General features: G+C 48.6%; 17 protein-coding genes. 14 read left to right on the top strand and 3 right to left on the bottom strand.

Translation table 11 applies throughout. The features are described from left to right. Positions 1–116: 116 nt before the first annotated feature. The gene (locus MKZ07_RS14185) at positions 117–347 is read right to left on the bottom strand and encodes a YuzF family protein (protein WP_341026236.1); all 231 of its coding nucleotides are present in this window, start codon (positions 345–347) and stop codon (positions 117–119) included. Positions 348–369: 22 nt separating this feature from the next. Further along, positions 370–663, bottom strand: coding sequence for a hypothetical protein (locus MKZ07_RS14180; protein ID WP_036724156.1), 294 nt, complete (start codon positions 661–663; stop codon positions 370–372). A gap of 491 nt (positions 664–1,154) precedes the next feature. On the opposite strand from MKZ07_RS14180, the gene MKZ07_RS14175 reads away from it, so the two are divergent. Then, positions 1,155–2,507: a sodium-dependent transporter gene (locus MKZ07_RS14175; RefSeq protein WP_341026234.1), complete on the top strand. Its 1,353-nt coding sequence runs from the start codon at positions 1,155–1,157 to the stop codon at positions 2,505–2,507. A 132-nt stretch (positions 2,508–2,639) separates the two neighbouring features. Here the strand turns inward: MKZ07_RS14175 and MKZ07_RS14170 are convergent, their stop codons facing one another. Beyond that, positions 2,640–3,677, bottom strand: coding sequence for a LacI family DNA-binding transcriptional regulator (locus MKZ07_RS14170; protein WP_341026232.1), 1,038 nt, complete (start codon positions 3,675–3,677; stop codon positions 2,640–2,642). Positions 3,678–4,457: 780 nt separating this feature from the next. Between MKZ07_RS14170 and MKZ07_RS14165 the strand changes: the two genes are divergently transcribed. The 13 genes from MKZ07_RS14165 (at position 4,458) to MKZ07_RS14105 (ending at position 20,733) form a co-directional block, all read left to right on the top strand. Next, positions 4,458–6,008: a glycoside hydrolase family 32 protein gene (locus tag MKZ07_RS14165; RefSeq protein WP_341026231.1), complete on the top strand. Its 1,551-nt coding sequence runs from the start codon at positions 4,458–4,460 to the stop codon at positions 6,006–6,008. Then, the gene (locus tag MKZ07_RS14160; protein ID WP_341026229.1) at positions 5,989–6,879 is read left to right on the top strand and encodes an ROK family protein; all 891 of its coding nucleotides are present in this window, start codon (positions 5,989–5,991) and stop codon (positions 6,877–6,879) included. Before MKZ07_RS14165 ends, MKZ07_RS14160 begins: the two co-directional genes overlap by 20 nt. Before the next feature lie 312 nt (positions 6,880–7,191). Beyond that, on the top strand, positions 7,192–8,937 hold the full coding sequence (locus MKZ07_RS14155) for a sensor histidine kinase (RefSeq protein WP_341026228.1): 1,746 nt from the start codon (positions 7,192–7,194) through the stop codon (positions 8,935–8,937). Further along, positions 8,934–10,127 (top strand): response regulator, encoded by a 1,194-nt coding sequence (locus MKZ07_RS14150; protein ID WP_341026227.1) that lies wholly within the window; start codon positions 8,934–8,936, stop codon positions 10,125–10,127. Before MKZ07_RS14155 ends, MKZ07_RS14150 begins: the two co-directional genes overlap by 4 nt. Before the next feature lie 145 nt (positions 10,128–10,272). Then, the gene (locus MKZ07_RS14145; RefSeq protein ID WP_341026226.1) at positions 10,273–11,529 is read left to right on the top strand and encodes an ABC transporter substrate-binding protein; all 1,257 of its coding nucleotides are present in this window, start codon (positions 10,273–10,275) and stop codon (positions 11,527–11,529) included. Between the two features lie 32 nt (positions 11,530–11,561). Beyond that, a complete protein-coding gene (locus tag MKZ07_RS14140; RefSeq protein ID WP_341026225.1) occupies positions 11,562–12,440 on the top strand; it encodes a carbohydrate ABC transporter permease in 879 nt (292 codons plus the stop codon). Further along, positions 12,440–13,258: a carbohydrate ABC transporter permease gene (locus MKZ07_RS14135; protein ID WP_341026224.1), complete on the top strand. Its 819-nt coding sequence runs from the start codon at positions 12,440–12,442 to the stop codon at positions 13,256–13,258. The genes MKZ07_RS14140 and MKZ07_RS14135 overlap by 1 nt, the downstream gene beginning before the upstream one ends. A gap of 34 nt (positions 13,259–13,292) precedes the next feature. After that, entirely contained in the window at positions 13,293–14,459 is a 1,167-nt protein-coding gene (locus tag MKZ07_RS14130; protein ID WP_341026223.1) for a glycoside hydrolase family 172 protein, read from the top strand. A gap of 48 nt (positions 14,460–14,507) precedes the next feature. After that, positions 14,508–15,944: a GH32 C-terminal domain-containing protein gene (locus tag MKZ07_RS14125; RefSeq protein WP_341026222.1), complete on the top strand. Its 1,437-nt coding sequence runs from the start codon at positions 14,508–14,510 to the stop codon at positions 15,942–15,944. A 160-nt stretch (positions 15,945–16,104) separates the two neighbouring features. Further along, positions 16,105–17,565: a glycoside hydrolase family 32 protein gene (locus MKZ07_RS14120; RefSeq protein ID WP_341026221.1), complete on the top strand. Its 1,461-nt coding sequence runs from the start codon at positions 16,105–16,107 to the stop codon at positions 17,563–17,565. A gap of 15 nt (positions 17,566–17,580) precedes the next feature. After that, positions 17,581–18,930: an ABC transporter substrate-binding protein gene (locus tag MKZ07_RS14115; RefSeq protein WP_341026219.1), complete on the top strand. Its 1,350-nt coding sequence runs from the start codon at positions 17,581–17,583 to the stop codon at positions 18,928–18,930. A gap of 85 nt (positions 18,931–19,015) precedes the next feature. Next, entirely contained in the window at positions 19,016–19,897 is an 882-nt protein-coding gene (locus MKZ07_RS14110) for a carbohydrate ABC transporter permease (protein WP_341026217.1), read from the top strand. Beyond that, positions 19,897–20,733: a carbohydrate ABC transporter permease gene (locus MKZ07_RS14105; RefSeq protein ID WP_341026216.1), complete on the top strand. Its 837-nt coding sequence runs from the start codon at positions 19,897–19,899 to the stop codon at positions 20,731–20,733. The genes MKZ07_RS14110 and MKZ07_RS14105 overlap by 1 nt, the downstream gene beginning before the upstream one ends. Positions 20,734–20,772: the final 39 nt, after the last annotated feature.

Here is a 20,772-nt window from a genome sequence, read left to right as displayed (position 1 = left end):
ACCTTATTTTAACATAGGAATGTGAAATGCTAATAACAAAACCCCGTCAACCTTTTGCCGCATCGACAACTGCTTTATGCAAAAAAAGAGCTACTGTCGTAGCTCTCTCACAAAAATTATTCTGGCATGATCCAGACAATCTCGCAGATTCGTACGAAAAACTTCCGGCCCCTGGTATCCAATACAACGTGGTCTGGCTTAACGTCCACTAAGCAGCCGCTAATTCCTCCGCGAGTGGTTTCGAGCACTACCTGCTTACCTTTTACAGACATTAAGGTTTCGACTACGTAGGGATCAATAGGATAGACCATGATTGCTTGCGGCATCTGTTGCTGCATGGGATACATTTGATTATTCACCTAATCATTATTAAATGAAAAATGGAAGCAAGTACAAAGCTGTAATGGCACCAAAGGGGATAGGTCTTGGATAAAAGCGGCGGCGCGGGTAGAAACCCGGATAGTATCCGAATTGTCTGTAGGTTGTTGCGTTAGCAGGCATTCCGTTCATCTGGCCCACCATTTCATTGGTGGGAATGGCAAGTGTGACGTAGTTCTGATCGATATGAGCAACAAACCCGTCGTGAGACTGACCATCACTTGTAGTAATACCAACATATTTATTCATACAATTCCAGGCAACTTGTTGATAATTCGTTTCCATGGGTAACCTCCTCAAATACTATCTCGTCAACAGTCTATGGACTACAACCCATATCCATCACGGCATATGCCCATAGCTCAAAAAATTCATAATGAATTAAGCCCATTGAGACGAGAGATAAACGATGAGAATGGATATGGGGAAACGAATATAAACGGTGCGAATGATTGGAGGAAAGGGTTGAGGATGAACCTGAACTCGAAAAGTTGTTATACGAAGGGATTGGTTAAGCGCTCCAATAATGATTTTTTCATTTCTGTTGTATTTCTTCACAGGATCACCTCAAGTACCATTGATATGGAAACTGCAGTCTCCCGAAAAAATCAAATTTTCTTTTAAAGTCGGCAAAAATAAACACTTAAGTATTCACGAGTTGGTTATGCTAGGGAATAAAATAAAAACAAACTGACAATTGTTAATAAAATTTTCATATGACTCTTAGGGATACTTGGATTATAATGATGTCTAAAAAAGAAAACGGGGAGTTAGGGATGAATCAATTTAAAGGTGAAAAAAGCCTGGTTTCGGAGAAAAAGGAGCGTTTTTCTTCCAGCGGTTTTATTTTAGCGGCCATCGGCAGCTCAGTAGGGCTAGGGAATATGTGGAAGTTCCCTTATATTACAGGGGAAAACGGGGGAGCGGCATTCTTCCTGCTCTTCGTTATCTGCTTGATGCTGATCGGTTTGCCGGTGCTGCTGGCCGAACTGGCTATCGGACGCAGCGGGCGCGGAAGCGCAGCGACTTCGTTCATACGGGCCGGAGGCGGGAAAGGCTGGAAGGCTGCCGGAATTCTGCAAGTGATAGCGCCGTTTCTAATCCTTTCTTTTTATATTGTTGTTGCAGGCTGGACGCTGAACTACGCGGTAATTGCCTTCAATGGGCAACTGTTCAGCACAAGTGATTATGCAGGAGAATTCAGTTCATTTATCACAGGATACATGCCGATTGTCTGGCAGGGCACAGCGATGTTGATCACGGCAGGCGTAGTCATCCTTGGGGTATCGGGCGGGATTGAGAAATTCAATAAAGTCCTGATTCCCGGCCTGGTCGTTCTTCTGATTGTACTCATGATCCGCGCGGTAACCTTGCCGGGTGCAGGCGCAGGGGTATCCTTTTTCCTCAAGCCGGACTTCTCGGTGCTGACGGCCGAGTCCGCACTTGTTGCCTTGGGACATGCTTTCTTCTCGCTGTCGCTCGGGATGGGGATTCTACTGACTTACGGTTCTTATGTGGGTGAAAAACAGTCGCTGGGTAGCGCTGCTCTTGCGATTGGGGCTGGAGATTTGCTCTATGCATTTATCGCCGGACTGATTATTTTCCCGACGACGTTCTCGTTTGGCATTGCCCCTGATCAAGGGCCTTCACTGATTTTTGTCGCGCTCCCTGCAGCGTTCTCGGCTATGCCATTCGGCTCCTTCTTCGGCGGTCTGTTCTTCATCCTGCTGGCAATTGCCGCCTTGACTTCGGCCGTTTCCCTGCTTGAAGTGCCTGTATCCTTCGCTATGGAGCGCTGGAACTGGAGCCGTCAACGTGCGGTCTGGATCTTGTCCCTGATCTGTTTCCTGTTTGGTATTCCTTCAGCGATGTCGCTGGGAATGTTCCCTGAGCTTACGTTCGGCGGCAAAGCCCTGTTCGACTGGATAGATTTCATCACCTCCAACATTATGCTGCCGCTTGGCGGACTGCTGGTTACCATTTTTGTCGGATATTTCTGGAAAGGGGCAGCAGAAGCGGCTGGCCTGCAGGCACGTTGGTTCCGTGTCTGGTTGTTCATGCTCCGGTATGTTGCGCCGATTCTGGTGTTCCTGGTGCTACTCCATACTTCGGGCATTCTGACCTTCTAAAGTATGCTGCATAAAATTAAAACAAGGAACCCTTTCAGCAAACGTTGCTGAAAGGGTTCCTTGTTTTAAGCTTTACGACACGTTCAATCCTCATCTTCTGCCAACGCATATCCCACGGCATTGTTCTACTGCCTACTCCCCGTGACCCGTCGATTGACGGAAAACCGGCATGGTCTTCACATGCGTAACCAGTGGAGGTCTATCGGGATTTTCGATTTTGGACAGAAGCATCTCGGCGGCAAGAAAGCCCATTTCGGACCGGTGGATATGAACGGTGGTCAAGTGGGGTTCCACGATTCGCGACTCTGGGGAATTATCGAATCCGCAGACTCTAACCTCACCAGGAATTTGAATATTTAGGTCCTTTAAGATACGAATGACATTAATAGCGATGAAGTCATTGGCGCATACGAACGCGGGTGGAAGATTAGTTATGCTTGCTAGCCGCTGCTTAAGCCACTTATAGTCATCGATATGCCGGTCATCTTCGAGAATGCAGAAGGATTCATCAAGATCAATCCGGGCGGCATACATGGCTTTGGTGAACCCATCCCAACGCTCGTTGAAGCTCATACAATGGCGGGAATCGCCGATAAACCCAATCTCCGTAATTCCTTCATCAATTAGCTTCTTCGTTAGACTGAAAGTGCTGTGAATGTTCTCCATCAGCAGTAGATCTGCCTTCATCTCTGAAAACGTCAGTTCTGCTGAACCGTCAATGAACAATGTCGGGATCCCGAATGACGTAATAAACTCCGAGTAGCTCTTGTCAAACAATTCGATACAGACAATGCCATCTACCTTACTTTTGTCGAAATTCACAGGAAGAGCCGACGAATCGAGTTCATTCTCCCGAACGATATGTATCGACAAATTGAAGCCTTCGGAGCTGATTTTTTGTTCGAGGCCGCTTAGCAGCGATGTGCCAAAATGTGAATTGTTCGGCATATTTGCTGTAAGCAGGGCAATATTACCGGTTCTTTTGGCAGGTGTGACTTCTTGTTCAAACAAGGCGAACTGCTTGTAATTCATATCCATAGCTTTCCTAACCACTTTGCTGCGTGTCTCATCCGGTATTGAGGGATTATTATTTAATGCTTTGGATACCGTATTCCTAGAAAGTCCAAGCGAATCGGCTATATCTTGAATGGTTACTTTTTCTTTGTTCAAAGAGAATGGCTCCTTTAGCAGAAGTATTGCAATCTCGACCAAAATAATCGTAGTACAAATTGATGTAAATGTCAACTTAATTGTTACAAATGAACAATTTATGTAAAAGTAAAAAGAATGAGTATTGAGGTTTATATTTTGTGCAAAAGTAAACAAATGCATAATAAAATTGGACGGTGTTCATTAACCTCGTTATGGAATTTTTATAACAAAAAAGTACTATTTCATAGTTTAGAGCTGTAAAACTAATAAATATTACGTTATTATAATGAAATGGAATTATTTATTTGTTCATATGTTTACTTTTTGTGGTCATGAAAGTCTTGACGAAGTAATCGTGATGTTGTAAGTTTAATTTGCTAGCCGTTAACAGTGACTTGTGGAAGCACTTACTTTTGCGCGAGGAATATTCAAAATCACATTATTTGTTTTGCAAATGAGTGTTGAGAGGGAACGGTATGGGATTTGACCGCGCTAGAATGGTTATCACAGCCGATAAAAAGAACATCGAAGCGGCGAAACGCAGCAAATTATTTGTATGTTGGACGAAGCTGCAAAAATGCTGAAGCCCGATGCCGGACGATGCGGCATGGCGCATTGATATTTTGAAGAAGATCTATGGGCCGGACATGAAAGCAGGATTGGCTGAAAATCTAACAAACAGGTTACGACAGAGCGGGGAAATAGCCAGTTACATTATATTACATACCGTCGGAGCGTGAGTTCATGCTGCACTGGGCCATGCTCTGACTATTATTATCCTGGAGGAGTGGGAGAAACATGAATTATACAGAGAAGTTCCGTCCGCAGTATCATTATTCGCCACAAAAAAACTGGATGAACGATCCGAACGGAATGGTGTATTACGAGAATGAGTACCACCTCTTTTATCAGCACACTCCGTTCGCAAGCCAACCTGATTTCGGAAGAATGCATTGGGGGCACGCGGTAAGCACCGATCTGGTCCATTGGGAGGAGCTTGAAGCATCCCTGCCGCCAGGTGAGGACGGTGCGATTTTCTCTGGAAGCGCGGTAGTCGATACACATAACACTAGTGGTTTTTTTGATGATTATGGTTCAGGGCTTGTGGCGATCTATACGAATAACGACAACAAGGCTCAGCCAGGTAAGCCGCAGGTTCAAAGCATCGCCTACAGCAGAGACAAGGGACGGACTTGGACGAAATATGAAGGGAACCCGGTCTTGTTCCCTGAGACAACGCTTGATTTCCGCGATCCGAAGGTATTCTGGCATGAGGATACATCTAGTTGGATTATGACTCTGGCTGTTCAAGACCGTGTGGAGTTCTACACCTCTCCGAATTTGAAGGAATGGACATTTGCGGGTGCATTTGGCGCCGACGTCATCGGAACACATCGCGGCGTTTATGAATGTCCGGATCTATTCTCGATTCATGTCGATGGTGATCCCAATCAGAAGAAGTGGGTGCTCATTCTAAGTGTAGGCGATTGTAATGGAGTGAACCCGAACGAACCTGAACCACCGGCAGGCGGCTCCGGTATGATGTACTTCGTCGGCAGCTTCGATGGTAAGACATTTACACCGGACGAGCCTATTCTTTCGATTCATGATGTGAAATGGATTGATTTCGGGTCCGATTTCTATGCAGCCGTCACCTGGAGCGATATACCGGAAGGAGACGGCCGCAAGCTCTGGATCGGCTGGATGAACAACTGGCGGTATGCCGGGACGCTTCCGACTGACAAGTGGCGGGGAAATGCATCCATTCCACGGGAGTTGAAATTGAGAACCTATCGGGAAGGCCTTCGTCTGGTGCAGGAACCGGTAAAAGAATTGAGAAAGATAGGTTCACCGCTTATGGCTCTGGAGAATGTAACCTTGGTTCCGGGTACGAATCCGCTGGCGGACATCACCACAGATAGAGCGGAATTGATCGTGGAATTCGAAATTGGAACCGCAACGGAGTTCGGAATGAAGGTTAGAAAGTCTGCAGATGAAGAAACGGTGGTCGGGTACGATACCCTGAACATGGAGTTGTTTGTCGATCGCACGAATTCAGGCACTACGAATTTCCATCCGGACTTCGCAGCTAAGCACCAGGCACCGCTGCTGCCTGTTGATAACCGTGTACGCATGTCCATCTTCATGGATTGGTCTTCGATTGAAGTGTTCGGTGGTGAGGGTACAGCGGTCATCTCTGACATGATTTTCCCCGCTTCCGAAAGCAACGGACTTGAGCTCTACGCGGTAGGAGGAAATGTAAAGCTGGTGTCGCTCCAGATCAATGAGCTGGGAAGCATATGGAGAGATAAGATCAAGGAGGAAGCTCATGCGAATCGGGGCAATTGAAGCAGGCGGAACAAAGTTTGTATGTGGTGTCGGGAATGAATTAGGGGAAATTGAGGATCGGGTTCATTTTCCGACGCGTCGACCTGAAGAGACGATGGAGAATGTCATCGCCTACTTCCGGGATAAGAGAGTCGATAGCATAGGGATCGGATCATTTGGTCCGATCGACCTCGAACACTCCAGTCCGACTTACGGTTATGTGACGACAACGCCAAAACCTGGCTGGTCCGGATATAATTTCGTAGGTACGCTAAAATCCGTCTTCGATGTTCCGGTCGGTTGGGATACGGACGTCAATGCTGCCGCGTTGGGCGAAGCCACATGGGGTGCAGCACAAGGATTGGATAGCTGCGTCTACTATACGATCGGGACTGGCGTAGGAGTCGGCGTCTATACCGAGGGTAACCTGGTACATGGACTTGTTCATCCAGAGGGTGGACATATCCTCACAAGGCGGCATCCGAACGATGACTTTGGTGGCAATTGTCCCTATCATGGCGATTGTCTGGAAGGCATGGCCGCCGGCCCGGCGCTGGAAGCAAGATGGAAGGCTAAGGGTGATACACTGCCGGAAGACCACCCGGCATGGGAGATGGAGGCGTTCTACATCGCGCAGGCCATATCAAATGTCATCCTGACGTTATCCCCTAAGAAAGTCATTCTCGGCGGGGGCGTGATGAAGCAAGTCCAGTTATTCCCGATGATCCGGGCGCAGGTAGGCAGCATTCTCAATGGATACGTGAGTGCCAAGCCTATTGTATCGGATATCGAACAATACATTGTCGCACCTATGCTCGGCGATAATGCTGGCTTGTGTGGGTCCTTAGCACTGGGAGTAAGAGCATTGGATTTAGGCACCGGTGTAAGTTAGTAGTTGAATCATATCAGAACAAGAATACATAAGGAGCCGCCGAATTGGCGGCTCTTTATGTATTTGGTGGAGAAATCTGTGCGTAGAAGCGTCAAGAACTTGGAACGGCAGTGAAGAATCCTCCGGCGTATGGGGAGACCCTCCCCCACACGGGATTTTTTTAGAAAACCGTAAAGAGACGCTCTATAAGTCCAAAAGATGAAATGAATGGTCTGTGGGAAGGGAGTCCGAGGGGTTCATAATGCGTGCGAGTTGTTGATACAATGGCTTTTGGACAGACTATATTAGGAATCTTAATGGAGGATGTTTGTGATGGCGCTGCATCGTAAAATTTATCTTGCCTTTGTTGTATTTATATTGGTTCCGATCAGTTTGTTGGGGATCGTATCCTACCGTTTGTCTTACGCCGCGATCAAGGAAAAGGTGGGCCAGGAAACACTTCAAACCTTGCGGGCGACAGACCTGAATATTCGAAATGTGGTAGAGCAGGCCGATTCCTTCTCCGGGTATGTGATTGCATCCGAAGAAATACAGAGTTTCTTAAAACATAATAATAAGGATTCCCTGCTGGACTTCTACTACCAGCGCCAGGCCATTGCCGGAATTCTGTACGGTCAAAATGCGCTGGATGATCTGATTCTGTATAGCGCCGGGGGGAGCGACTATCACTTTATGAACGGGGACATTCTTCCGTTTAGAGATTTTCAGCAAACGGATTTTTATCACCGTATGCTGGAAGCCGAGGGGAAGAGTGTATGGCTCCCGCCCACGGAAAGATATCCGGATCAAAAAAAGTGGTCGTTCATGCTCGGGAGGACGATCAAGGATACGTTAACGTTGAAAAATCTCGGCTACCTGATTCTCGAAATCAATATCAAACGCTTCGATGATATCTTCCTCACGCGTTACCCGGATGGATCAAGGGAACTCCTGATGGACAGCAACGGGAACATTCTCTATGAAGCCAATCACGACAACATTGGAAAACGTCTGGAACTGCCGATCGTGAATAGCTTGTCCTCTGGGACCGAAGGTACCCTGATTGATACGGAAAGCGGTCAGAAGAGTCTGATTTCCTATATCACATCCGATTCGCTGCATCCGGGGGATGCCCCCTACTATCTGATATCTATCAAGCCTTGGAGCGCCGTTTCCAAGGAGACCGATTACATCCGCAATACGACGGTTTGGCTGGTTGGTTTTGTCATCCTGCTGGCTGTACTGTTTAATTTTCTGTATGTACGGCAAATCGTAAGCTTCATCATTCAATTGCTGGCCCGCATGAAAAAAATAGAAAGCGGTAACTTGAATGCATCCATGCCTGTATACCGTTCGGTAGAACTGTCGCGGCTGGCTTACGGCTTCAACCGGATGAGCAACAGGCTGCGCCAACTGGTCGAGGAGGTTGGGCTGGAGCAGGAGCATAAACGGAAGGCCCAATTTCAGGTGCTTCAGAACCAGATCAACCCGCATTTTCTGTACAATACGCTTGAATCGGTGAACGCGCTGGCGCTGATGAACCATCAGAAGCCAATCAGCAATATTGTGATCAATCTGGGCAGGCTGCTGCGGTCCAGCATTCATGCGGACGATGAGGTTACAGTCAATCACGAGCTGAATCATGTGGTCAGCTATATTGAAATTCAGAAGGTACGGTTCGATGACCGCTTCTCCTACAAGATTGACGTAGATCATGCCTTGCTGGACCACCATGTACTTAAGCTGGTGCTGCAACCGCTGGTCGAGAACAGTCTGCTTCGCGGATACAGCAAGAAGAAGCCCGATTTCTCCATCCATATTACCGGAGGAATCAATGCGCGGGGGGATGGCTATCTTCGGGTGCAGGATAACGGAACCGGGATTGATGACGACACTTTACAGCGTATACTGCAACAGATGTCGGCTGCCAAGCCCGGGCTCGTCCACGGACTGTCCAATGTGCAGGCTCGCTTGCGTATGTGGTACGGGGACTGCTATGGTCTGATGATCTGTTCCCACCCTCATGAAGGAACGGCCATTCAATTGAACTTTCCACTGAAACGGGAGGCAGCTAAATGAAATATAAGGTACTGATCGTTGACGATGAGCCGCTAATTCTAAAAAGCCTGCAAACTTCAATCAACTGGAGCGGCATGGATTGTAAGGTCATCGGAATCGCGGAAGACGGCGAGGAAGCGCTGGAGCTGATGCAGTTAGAACTTCCGGACATCATATTAACGGATATCTCCATGCCGGGAATGAACGGTATCGAGCTGCTGGAGCAGATAAGCCGCTGGTCCGAGCGCCCGGAAGTGATTATTCTGAGTGGATACAGCGATTTTGAATATGCCCGCAAAGGACTGCAATACCGGGTGTTCGACTATATACTCAAGCCGATTGATCCTCTGGAGCTTGAGAAATGCATCCGCAGTATGATCGCCTGGTTCCAGGAAAAGGAGCAAGTCAGACACTCCACAATGAAACAGCAGCTCTATGATGCGATGATGGGCAGCGGGTTTGACTCCAGTAAGTTCCGCAGTACCGCCATGTACCGGACTGCAGTCATTCTGGCTGACGATTCCAGCGCTTTGCATCTGGTGCAATGGGAAGGAAGGGCGATTCCTGAAGGACTTCGCAGATTCGTCTATTCTACCTCTAAGCGCTACACTGTGGTCGTATTTTACATAGAAAGTGAGGACGATGATTTTGCGGAGTTGACTGCGGCTGAATTGCAGGACCTGGGCAGTCTTCTCGGGGATGACATGTTGATCGCTGCCGGGCCGGTGGTACGCGGGTTGGAGGAACTCGCGGAATCGTATGATGAGGCAGCCGGCATATTGGATCTGCTGCAAACGCTGAATTCGGCGGAGACTTCTCAGCACCGGGTGTGGACGATTCAGGAGGTGGACCAGTCGCTGTCGAGCCGCAAAACGCCGGCCAAACAGATTGGAGCAGCGCTCGCATATATGAATGAGCATTATCGCGAGGATTTGGCTATTGATCAGGTGGCGAAGCATGTAGCCATGAGCACTAGCCATTTCAGCGCACTGCTTAAGCAGATGACGGGCAGCACTTTTTTAGAGCATATGACGGAGCAGAGAATACAGCAGGCCTGTATGCTGCTCTCGGGAACCAATATGAAGACGTATGAGATTGCAAACCAGGTAGGTTATACCGATCAGCGTTATTTCAGTCAGGTGTTCAAGCGCAAAATGAACATGACGCCGAGTGAATACCGGGCGGGATTGTCCCGGAACGCAGATGTATGACCTTATATGAATGACAGAATAGATTTTTCAACATGAATCATAGAAACGCCTCGTTTTTAGATGCGCTTACAAAAAATATAATAGAGTTGTAAACAGAGAAAACAAGTTCTTGAGAGCACTTACAAACAAAGAGGAGGTAATGATTTTGAAGAATCATGGGGTCAAATGGGTAAGCATGATGCTAATGGCGGGGCTGGTGCTTGGCGGCTGCGGGGCGAAGAATAATGCTTCGGAAGAAGTGAAGGGCAGTGAACCAGCAGAGAAGAAAATTGAATTTTTTCAATGGAAAGTGGAAGCGGTTAACTTTTTTGATGAAAAGATCAAAGAATTCGAAGCTGCTAATCCCGGGGTCAAAATTGAGCAGGTCAATGTTCCCGACGGTCCCGCGGTGCTGAAGACCAGAGTTGCCCGGGGGGATATACCGGATATCTTCATTTCCTACCCGATTGAACAAGACTATGTGCTCCGCGCACAAAACGACTATCTGCTTGATCTTACTAACGAAGAATTCGTTAAGAATATCATCCCGGAAGTGCAGGACCGTTATTTGATCGACGGCAAAATGTATGGAGTGGCCTTGAGTCAGAATGCAATGGGCGTCATTTATAACAAGAAAATGTTCGCTGAGAACAAGATCGAGATTCCTCAAACCTGGGATGAATTTGTCGCTACCATGGAGAAATTCAAGCAGCTGGGCATAACTCCGATTCTGATGCCTAATGCGACAGCGGATGTTAGCGCCTTCAATATGAACCTGTTGGCCAACTCGTTTGACAAGGCATACTGGGAGAAAGCCAACAAGGGAGAAGCGAAAATCGAGGGTGACCCGCTTTGGGAAGATATCGCCAAGAAAATGCTAGTAGCTTATGATTACGCGCAAAAGGATTCGATCGCTACCAAGGCGGATCAGATCAACCAAAGGTTCGTGAATGGTGAAGGTGCTATGTATGTCATGGGGACATTTATATTGCCGCAATTAGAAAAGCTGAGCCCGGAATTTGAATATGGCATGTTCCCGTTCCCGGCCACCAATGATAAAGACAAGAATCTGGTTCTTGGCGGAGTGGATACCGGATTCACGATATCGTCCAAAGCCAAGTATCCGGAAGAAGCTAAGCAATTCCTTACCTTCCTCACCTCTAAAGAGAGCGCACAACAGTTCTCCGACTATGAAGGCAGTATCAGTGCGGTGAAGGATGTCCAAATGAACAAGGAGCAAGTGAAACAGATCGCTGAGCTAGTGAAAGAGGGACGGTCCTCGAACTGGCCTAACCACTACTGGCACGGAGGGACTGGAGCGGAGAACGATTTCCGTAAATACTCGCAGCAATTCCTGATGAGCAGAGACAGCAAGGCTTATCTAAAGAATCTGAACGACATGTTCATAATGTATAAAGAATAGAGAAATTATAGATAGAGAAAGGGTGTTGACACATGCGACAGAAAGGTGGGCGTGCCTCCTGGATAAATGCCGGGTTTATACTGCCCGGGTTGCTGTTGCTGATTGTCTTTCATACGTACCCGCTGATATCTGGATTTGTTTACAGTCTTACGGACTGGAACGGAGTGGCGAGAAGCTTTGACTTCATCGGGTTGGACAATTACGTATCATTGCTGACGGATGCCCGAATTCTAAATACACTATTATTCACTTTTAAGTATGCGCTGGTGTGCGCGGTCATGGCCAATGTAGTGGCTCTGGCCGCGGCCCTCGCGCTCAATCGCAAGATGCGGTTCAGAAATATGCTCCGTTCGATTTATTTTTTACCATCTGTTCTTGGCCTCTTAATTATCGGGTATATCTGGCGGGAAATCTTCGGCAAAGTGATTCCTTTATTAGGAAATTCTCTTCATATCAGTTTTTTGCAAAGTAATTTGCTATCCGATTCTGACTTAGTATTCTGGGCAGTTGCGTTAGTTACGGTATGGCAGTCAGCTCCTCTGCTGCTTGTGATTTACCTGGCAGGACTGCAGACCATTCCTACAGATCTGTATGAGGCGGCAAGCATCGACGGGGCAAACCGGTTCAATGAATTTGCGAAAATCACGCTTCCGTTGATCATGCCATCCATTACGATATGTTTTGTCCTGGCCATGAAGAATAACCTGATGGTGTACGATTTGCTCGTTGCCCTGACCGGTGGCGGACCAGGCTTCAGTACCGAGTCCGTAACGATGCTGATCTATAACGTCGGAATTCTAAATAACCGCTATGCCTATGGGCTGGCCTCCTCGATTCTGTTGTTTATCATCATTCTCTTGACCGCTCTGCTGCAAGTTGTGCTGTTGCGGCGGAAGGAGGTGCAGCTGTAATGAAGTCGAACCGTTATGCAAATTGGGCTATTCAGCTTCTGGTATGGCTTGGAGCCGCACTGATGCTGTTTCCGCTCTATCTGACTGTTACCGTTGCACTGAAGAAGCCTGGGGAGGGCGGCAATATTATGACTTTTCCCAAAGAAATATACTTTGGGAATTTCAAACAGGCCATTGAGCTTGGACGATATTTCGAGGGATTGCTGAATTCGACCTTCATAACAGTCATCTCCCTGTTCCTGATCATTTTGTTCGGGGCGAGTACGGCCTATGGCATTTCCCGAAGCCATTCCAAGTCTTCCCGCCTTCTGTACTACTTCTTCATCAGCGGAATGTTCGTTCCGTTTCAGGTGCTTATGCTGCCTCTGCTGAAGCAGATCAGCGCGGTGGGGCTACTGAATAAATACGGTGTTATATTGCTCTATACGACTTACAGCCTGTTCCAGAGCGTCTTTCTCTACACCGGCTATCTAAAGTCGATTCCGAAGGAACTGGAAGAAGCGGCTCAGGTGGATGGATACGGGCCGTTCAGACTGTTCTGGAAAATCATTTTCCCGCTGCTGAAGCCGATGACCGCCACGCTGATCATTCTGAATACGATCTGGATCTGGAATGATTTCCTGCTGCCGCTGGTTATGCTGTCCGATCCTGGCGAATATACGCTGCCATTGCTCCAATATGTATTCCAGACACAATATTCTACGGATTTCAGCCTGGCATTCGCGTCCTATCTGCTGGTTATGCTGCCGATATTGCTTGTATATTCCGGCCTGCAAAAATACATTATTAACGGGATCGTAAGCGGTGCTGTCAAATAGTGCAGGCCCGGATCTGAAGGGAGATTATAAAGAGATGAGTGAACTATACAACCTGATTCATAAACAGCCCGGCAAAAGCAGACGGCAATCGAGCTGGGACCAAACCGGGGGGAACCGGGATAATGTCACGGTCAAGGCAGGTGCCTCCTTATCCATCGGTCAAATGAAGGGATCAGGAATCATCCGTCACATTTGGATCACAATCGCTTCTGAAGAGCAGTATGTATTCCGGAAAATGCGTCTGCGCATGTTTTGGGATGGAGAAGCCGCGCCGAGTGTCGATTGCCCGATCGGTGATTTTTTCGGAGTCGGACATGGAGTAGCCAGCCATTTTGTGTCTCAGCCTCTGAATATGATTACTTCGCAGCATGAGATAGAGACCAAAGCGGCGATGAACTGTTTCTTTCAAATGCCCTACCGCAAAGAGGCGGTCATTGATATCGTGAATGAATGCGAGCAGGATATCGTGTTGTATTACTATATCGATTACACAGAAATGGCCGTAAGCGATGATTGCTTTTATTTCCATGCCCAGTGGAGACGCGAGAATCCAACGCCGGGCAACATGGACCTTGCGGCGCTGCGTCCGGCGCATGATCTGCAAACCGATCCGTGGTGGAGCGAGAATCAGGTGAATGCGGCCAAAAATCTGTCGGGAACCGAGAATTACTGCATCCTGGATGCAGAAGGAGAAGGTCACTACGTTGGCTGTAATCTGAGCATAGACCATATCGACCCGATTCCTGGCTTCAGCTGGCCGGGGGAAGGCGACGATATGTTCTTCATCGACGGAGACCAGTGGCCGCCGACGCTGCATGGCACGGGTACGGAGGATTATTTCTGTGCGGCCTGGGGATACCCCTCGGGTAAATATGATTCCCCGTATCACGGGATCTCACTAGCGGCACCGCTTCGGGGCTATGGACCGGCATGGCGCTCGAAGGCAACGATTCCCTTTAAGGATTATTCCGGTAAATGGACTATGTACCGCTTCCATCTATTGGACCCGATTATATTCAGCAAGTCCTTGCGCTTCAGCATTGAGCATGGCCACGGCAATAGTCAATCCAATGACTATTCTTCGGTCGCTTACTGGTATCAACGTGAGCCGCATAAGGCATTTCCGGAAATGCTGCCGGTGAATCTCCGGCTTCCGCTGTCCGAGAAGGAGAGCGCACGCAAATTTTATCAGGGCTTCTAGCAGGCGAGAGAATACATTTATTCAATATTTCCCGAGGAGGAATTTTTAATGAAGGGCAGCAGACATATTTTCTTTATGCCGGAAAAGGAACGGGCACCGATGCCTGGTACTGACGTATGCGGGGACTTTATGCCATTTTACCATGAGGGTGTTTACTACCTGTTCTATTTATATAAATTCTGTATTTATTATACCACCACGAAGGATTTCGTAAGCTACACGGACCCGGAGCCGGCACTTATTTGCGGCAGTCCCGAAGATCAGCACTGGCATATCGGTACCGGCAGTGTCATCCACCGCGACGGCGTCTTCCATTTCTATTTCTCGGCATTTAATGAGGGGCATAAGGATATTGAAGGGAAATTCGAGCAGGTGCTGATGCGGGCAACGAGCACGGATCTCAGAAGCTGGACCTTTGATCCTGACTTTTTTGTGACACCGGATGTGGAGCATTACGGCAATTTGCACTGGCGTGACCCGCATGCCTTTTGGAATGAAGAAGCGGGCTGCTATTGGCTGGCCGTAACGGCGACCGAGAAGGATGAACTGCTCCACCGGAGCAGCTGTACCCATATCATGACTTCTTCGGATTTGAACGAATGGACGCACAGCAAGAAGCTGTACGCCCCTCGAATGTTCGACTCCCAGGAATGTCACGACTTCTTCAAGATCGGCGATAAATGGTATATGATCTTCTCCAACCTGACCCGCTGGTGGGAGACCCGTTACCGGATGGCTGACAGCCCCGATGGGCCATGGATCACGCCAAGCTTCGATGATATGTTTGACGGACGGACGTTCTATGCAGCTAAGACCGTAACCGACGGGGAGCGCCATTATCTGGTGGGCTGGCAGGGCATCCGGATGAACATGGACGACAACGCCAAGTATCAATGGGGAGGCAGTGTGCTGGTTCATGAACTGGTGCAGCGTCCGGATGGGACGCTTGGCGTGATGCCGGTCCCGGCGGTGGAGCAGTCCTTCGACCGCCCGCTGGTGCTTGACCCCGAAGTCCATCTGGGTGAATGGAGCGGGACAACCCGCATCACGGGTATTGAACGTTATGGTTTTGGTTGGCAGGAGCTCGCGCAGCTTCCAGAGCATGCTCTGCTCCAGGCGGATGTAGACTGGAAGCCGGGAACCGGTGCCTTTGGCTGGATGCTGCACACGGGTGGAGACAAGCTGGAACAATGGTGCCAGGTTCGTATAGAGCCTGAGAGGGGAAGACTCCTGTTTGATCGTTCGAACAAATTCCACGATGATTATCATTATATCGAAGAACGTCCAATCTCCCTCAAGGCAGGGGAGCCGGTCCGGATCAAGGTGATCATCAGCGGCAACATCGTTGTCGCCTATGCCAATGATGTTGCGCTGGCCGCCAGAGCCTATGATTTCCCTACAGGGGGATCCGGCCTGTTCATTGAGAACGGCGAAGCGGTATTCACAAATGTTGAGATCAGAGGAAATGCTGAGGCAACACTTTAAACTAATAATTCAAAAGAACCTCCGGTTGCCACTTTGTGATGGCAGACGGAGGTTTTTTTGAAAGCCAAAAATATTGAACATAGGATAAAGAACTTGGAATATAAAGCGCTTTCTTAATGTTATATACTCAAGGCACGTTAAAAGAAAGGGGTTGCAAACAGTGTCGAATTTGTTCTACAGGCCGGCAGGAGCCTGGGTGGGAGACCTCATTCCCTACTATAAAGACGGTACATTCCGGTTGTTCTATCTTCATGACTGGAGGGAGAATAAGAGTATTCACGGGGAGGGAACTTCCTGGTTTGAGCTACGCACAAGCGATTTCGTACACTACGAGGAAATGGGGGAAATGCTGAAGCATGGAAGTGTGGGCGAGCAGGATCTCAACTGTTATACCGGCTCGATCATCGAAGCCCAGGGAGAATATCATCTGTTCTACACCGGCCTCAATCCGAATCCGGAATTCGTAGAGAACGGGGTGCCGCTCCAATGCGTCATGCACGCCGTGAGCACGGATATGGAGCAGTGGATGAAAATTCCTGAGGATACCTTCTATTCCGACGGTATTCAATATGAAAGGCATGACTGGCGTGATCCCTTTGTATTCTGGAACGAAGAGGCGGGGGAGTACTGGATGCTTCTCGCCGCAAGGAACAAAGAAGGGCCTTCCCGGCGCCGGGGAAGCATCGGTCTCTGTGCTTCGAAGGATCTGAGGCAATGGGAAATCCGCGAACCGTTCTGGAATCCGAACCTGTACGTGACGCACGAATGCCCGGACTTATTTCAAATCGGCGAATGGTGGTATCTGGTCTACTCCACGTTCTCGGAACGGTTCGTCACCCATTACCGCATGAGTAAATCTTTAAGCGGACCTTGGACGGCGCCGAGAAACGACGCGTTTGACGCCAGAGCGTTCTATGCCGCCAAAACATGGAGTGACGGAAATAAGCGTTACGCCTTTGGCTGGGACCCAAGCAAGGAAAACGGGGATGATTACGGGGATTGGCAATGGGCCGGGAATCTGGTCGTGCACGAACTCGTTCAGGAACAGGATGGAACCTTAACAGTTCGTATCCCGGAGACGGTCTCCCGTCATTTTGCCAAGGAGCAGGCTGCCGTGTGGGGTTCCCGGCTTGGGGAGTGGAAGGAGTCAGAGGGAGGGATAGCGGCGGCGGCTGACGAGACCTTCTCTTGCATATCTGCGGGTTCCATGCCGGAAACCTGCAAAATTTCGGCCCGGTTATCCTTCACCGAAGGAACCAGAAGCTGCGGGATTATGCTTCGTGCAAGTGAGGACAATAACGATGCCTATTATGTTCGCCTTGAACCCCTTCATAACCGCCTGGTGTTCGACATGTGGCCCCGCCGGATCGAGGGGGAGATGCAGTGGCATATCAAAGGAGACCACCCACATGCGGTAGAGCTGGAAGTACCCATAGAGTTGCATGCCGATACGGATTATAATATCGAGATCGTTGTGGAGAATTCGGTATGCGTCGTATACTTGGCCGATCAGGTCGCCTTGACTACACGTTTGTATAATTTAAAAACCGGCAACTGGGGCTGTTTTGTTCAGGAAGGCCGGGCGAACTTTGAACAGGCATCCCTTTCAGTTCCCAACTAACAGGAGGTCTTATAAATGAAACGTTATGTCAAAAGGCTGACTCTCTCGTTATCTCTGGTTGTCCTGGCGGCGACGGTGAGCGCATGCGGAGGCACAAATAATAATAACGGTGCTTCAGAAACCGGATCGGCAAATCCGCAGAAGGTGGACAAGAAAACATACAAGTGGTTCGTGGCCCGCGGCGTAGACAGCCCTCCGGCTGTTACTGTAAAAGAGATTGCAGAGGAGTTCTCCCGGACGCATCCGGAATTCGAGCTGGTTCTGGAGGGCACGGGTGACCGCCCTTCCTACCTGCAGAAGCTGCGGACATTGATTGCCAGCAATGAGATGCCCGCCATGTTCGATACAGATTCGGATGCCTATGCTTCCAAGCTGGTGGAGCAAGGCAAACTGGTCGATATGAAAAAACTGCTGGAGGAGCTGGGGAAATATAAGGATTTCCGTCCGGTGGCCCTACAATATCAACAGTTTGCAGACGGCAGCATGTATACTTTCCCGCTGGAATATGGCATCGAGGTATTCTGGTACAACATCAAGATGTTCAAGGATCTTGGCCTGGAGCCGCCGAAGACGTTCGATGAGTTCATGGAGGTTGCCGAGAAGCTGAAGCAAAGTGGGGTTACGCCGATTGCCGTAGACGGCAAGGATAAATGGCCGGTTCTCCGGTATCTGGCGTACAAACCGTTCCGCATGACAGGCAATGATTTCATCGAGAATGTAAAGCAGGGCAAAGCATCCTTCAAGGACCCGGCCGGCATGGAAGGGATTAAGTTTGTTCATGATCTGGGCACCAAAGGGTACTTTCAGCAAGGGTTCACTGCAACGGACTACACCGCAGCGCGCGATTTGTACCTGAGCGGAAAAGCTGGTATGTATTACATGGGTTCATGGGAAACCATGAACTTCGTCAATGATAAAGTAAGCGCGGAAATGAAGGACAATATCGGGTTTTTCCGGCTTCCCATGATGGAAGGTGCGACAACGGCTGACAATGATTATTTTATTAACTCGGGCATTGGCGTTGCCTTCAACCAGGAGACCTTCGATGATACGATGAAGGAATTCGTCAAATACCTTCTGGAGCAATACCCGAAGGCCTATACGGAGAAAGGCCAATTCTCGCCTTTCAATTATTCACTTGATCAAGAGCAGGGGATGCCGGAGCTCTTCTACAAGATTCAAGATGAAATCGCGAAATCCGGCAACGTGTTTGCGGTTCCGTGGGATACGCGCCTTGATCCGGCCACGAATGAGCTGCTCGGCAACGAATTGAATGCCCTGGCTCTGGGAGCCCATACTCCGGAAGAATTTGCCGAACTAATGGATCAGGCGATTAAAGAAAACGCACCGAAATACTTCAAATAGCGATTCTAAACAAGGCGGCCAGCCGCAAGCTGGTTGGCTGCTGTAAGTACAATAAAAAAACTAAAATTAGGGAATGAGCAAGCCTATGGATAAAGTCCTGCGCAACCGCAAAGCCGCTCTCGTCTTTCTGCTGCCTGCATTATTGGTGTATTTGCTCACCGTGCTGGCGCCTATTCTTTGGTCGATGTATTTCAGTTTCTTCTCCTGGGACGGAGTATCCGATATGCTCTATATCGGCTTTGACAATTACACCAAGATGTTCGGCGGAGATAAAACCTTCTGGAAGGCATTCAGCAACAATCTGATCTATGTCTCCATTATTGTAGCCATGCAGGTGTTGCTCGGTTTGCTGGTTGCCATCCTGCTGACCAGCATCACCAAAGGGAGAGAGTTGTTCAAAACCTTATATTTTGCCCCTGCCATCATCACCTCAGTAGCGATAGCCCAGTTGTTCCAAAATGTGTATTCGTTCGAGCCGGTCGGAATCCTGAACTATTGCCTGCAGCAGATCGGTCTTGGCGACTGGAGCAAGCCTTGGCTGTCCGACCTCAATTGGGCTCTGAGTGCGGTATCGGTACCTGAAGGCTGGCGTTATATCGGTCTTTATATGATTATCCTGTATAGTGCGTTGATCTCCATTCCTGCCGATATCGAGGAGGCGGCCAGAATAGACGGAGCTTCTTCGTGGAAGCTGTTTCGTTCGATCAAAATGCCGCTGATTAAGCCGGTTCTGATGGTCTCAATTATTATGGCGACTACAGGGGCGCTGAAAGGGTTCGACATCCCGTATATCATGACGAACGGGGGACCCGGCCGCGTAACCGAATTGCTGCCGACCTATATGTATAAAACCGCATTCTCCAGTCTGGACTTCGGCTATGGCAGCGCGATGGCTGTATTTATCGTCATTGAAAGCCTCATTGCAGTTGCCTTTATCAGACGGATGATGGACAGTAAGGAGACCTGATGATGAAAATTTCTGGATATTCCAAGGCGGTCCTTCTAGTTGTTTCCTTTGCGCTGCTTGTCATTCAAGTGTATCCGCTGGTTTGGGTGTTCATCTCCAGTTTTAAGGGTCCTAACGATTTCTCAGGGGATAATCCGCTCAGCCTGCCAAGCCAATACACCTTCGATAATTATTTCAATGTGTGGAGCAAAGGGAACCTGGGGACTTATTTTTCCAATAGTATCATAGTCGCCATGACGACCATCGTGCTTGTGATCTTATTCAGTGCCATGGCTGCTTTCGTGATCGAGAAGATGTCCTTTAAATGGAGTCAAAGTGTGCTGTTCTTATTTCTGTGCGGCATTATGATCCCGATTCAGGTCGTGCTCATCCCGCTGTTCATTCTTTATAACAAAATAGGAATCATCAATACGCTCGCTTCTCTTATTTTGCCCCAAGTAGGTTTTGCCCTGCCGATCTCGATTTATCTGTTCGTGAGCTTCTATAAATACATTTCGAATGAGATCATGGAGGCCGCTGTAATGGATGGCTGTGGTGTGTATCAGGTGTTCTGGCGTATGATTTTCCCACTATCCCGGAATACGATCGTCACAGTTGTCGTTATGAATCTGATATTCGTCTGGAATGAATTTATATTCGCCAATACGTTTATTCATGATCTGAAATCACGGACCATTCCAGTTGGCTTAATGGATTATATCGGGCAGTACGGTTTAACGGATTGGGGAGCGACCTTTGCTGCCATCAGCATCACGACCATTCCGACGATGGTGGTCTATTTCATGTTCAACAAGAGCGTTATTTCCGGCATGACCGCAGGAGCAACGAAAGGTTGATCTCCCGTATCCCTTGGCCAGAGGGTATACTGAAAGTAC

Origin of the sequence: Paenibacillus sp. FSL P4-0338, assembly GCF_038002365.1 — a bacterium.
GTDB lineage: Bacteria > Bacillota > Bacilli > Paenibacillales > Paenibacillaceae > Paenibacillus_AQ.
This window is presented reverse-complemented; position numbering and strand designations above follow the sequence as displayed.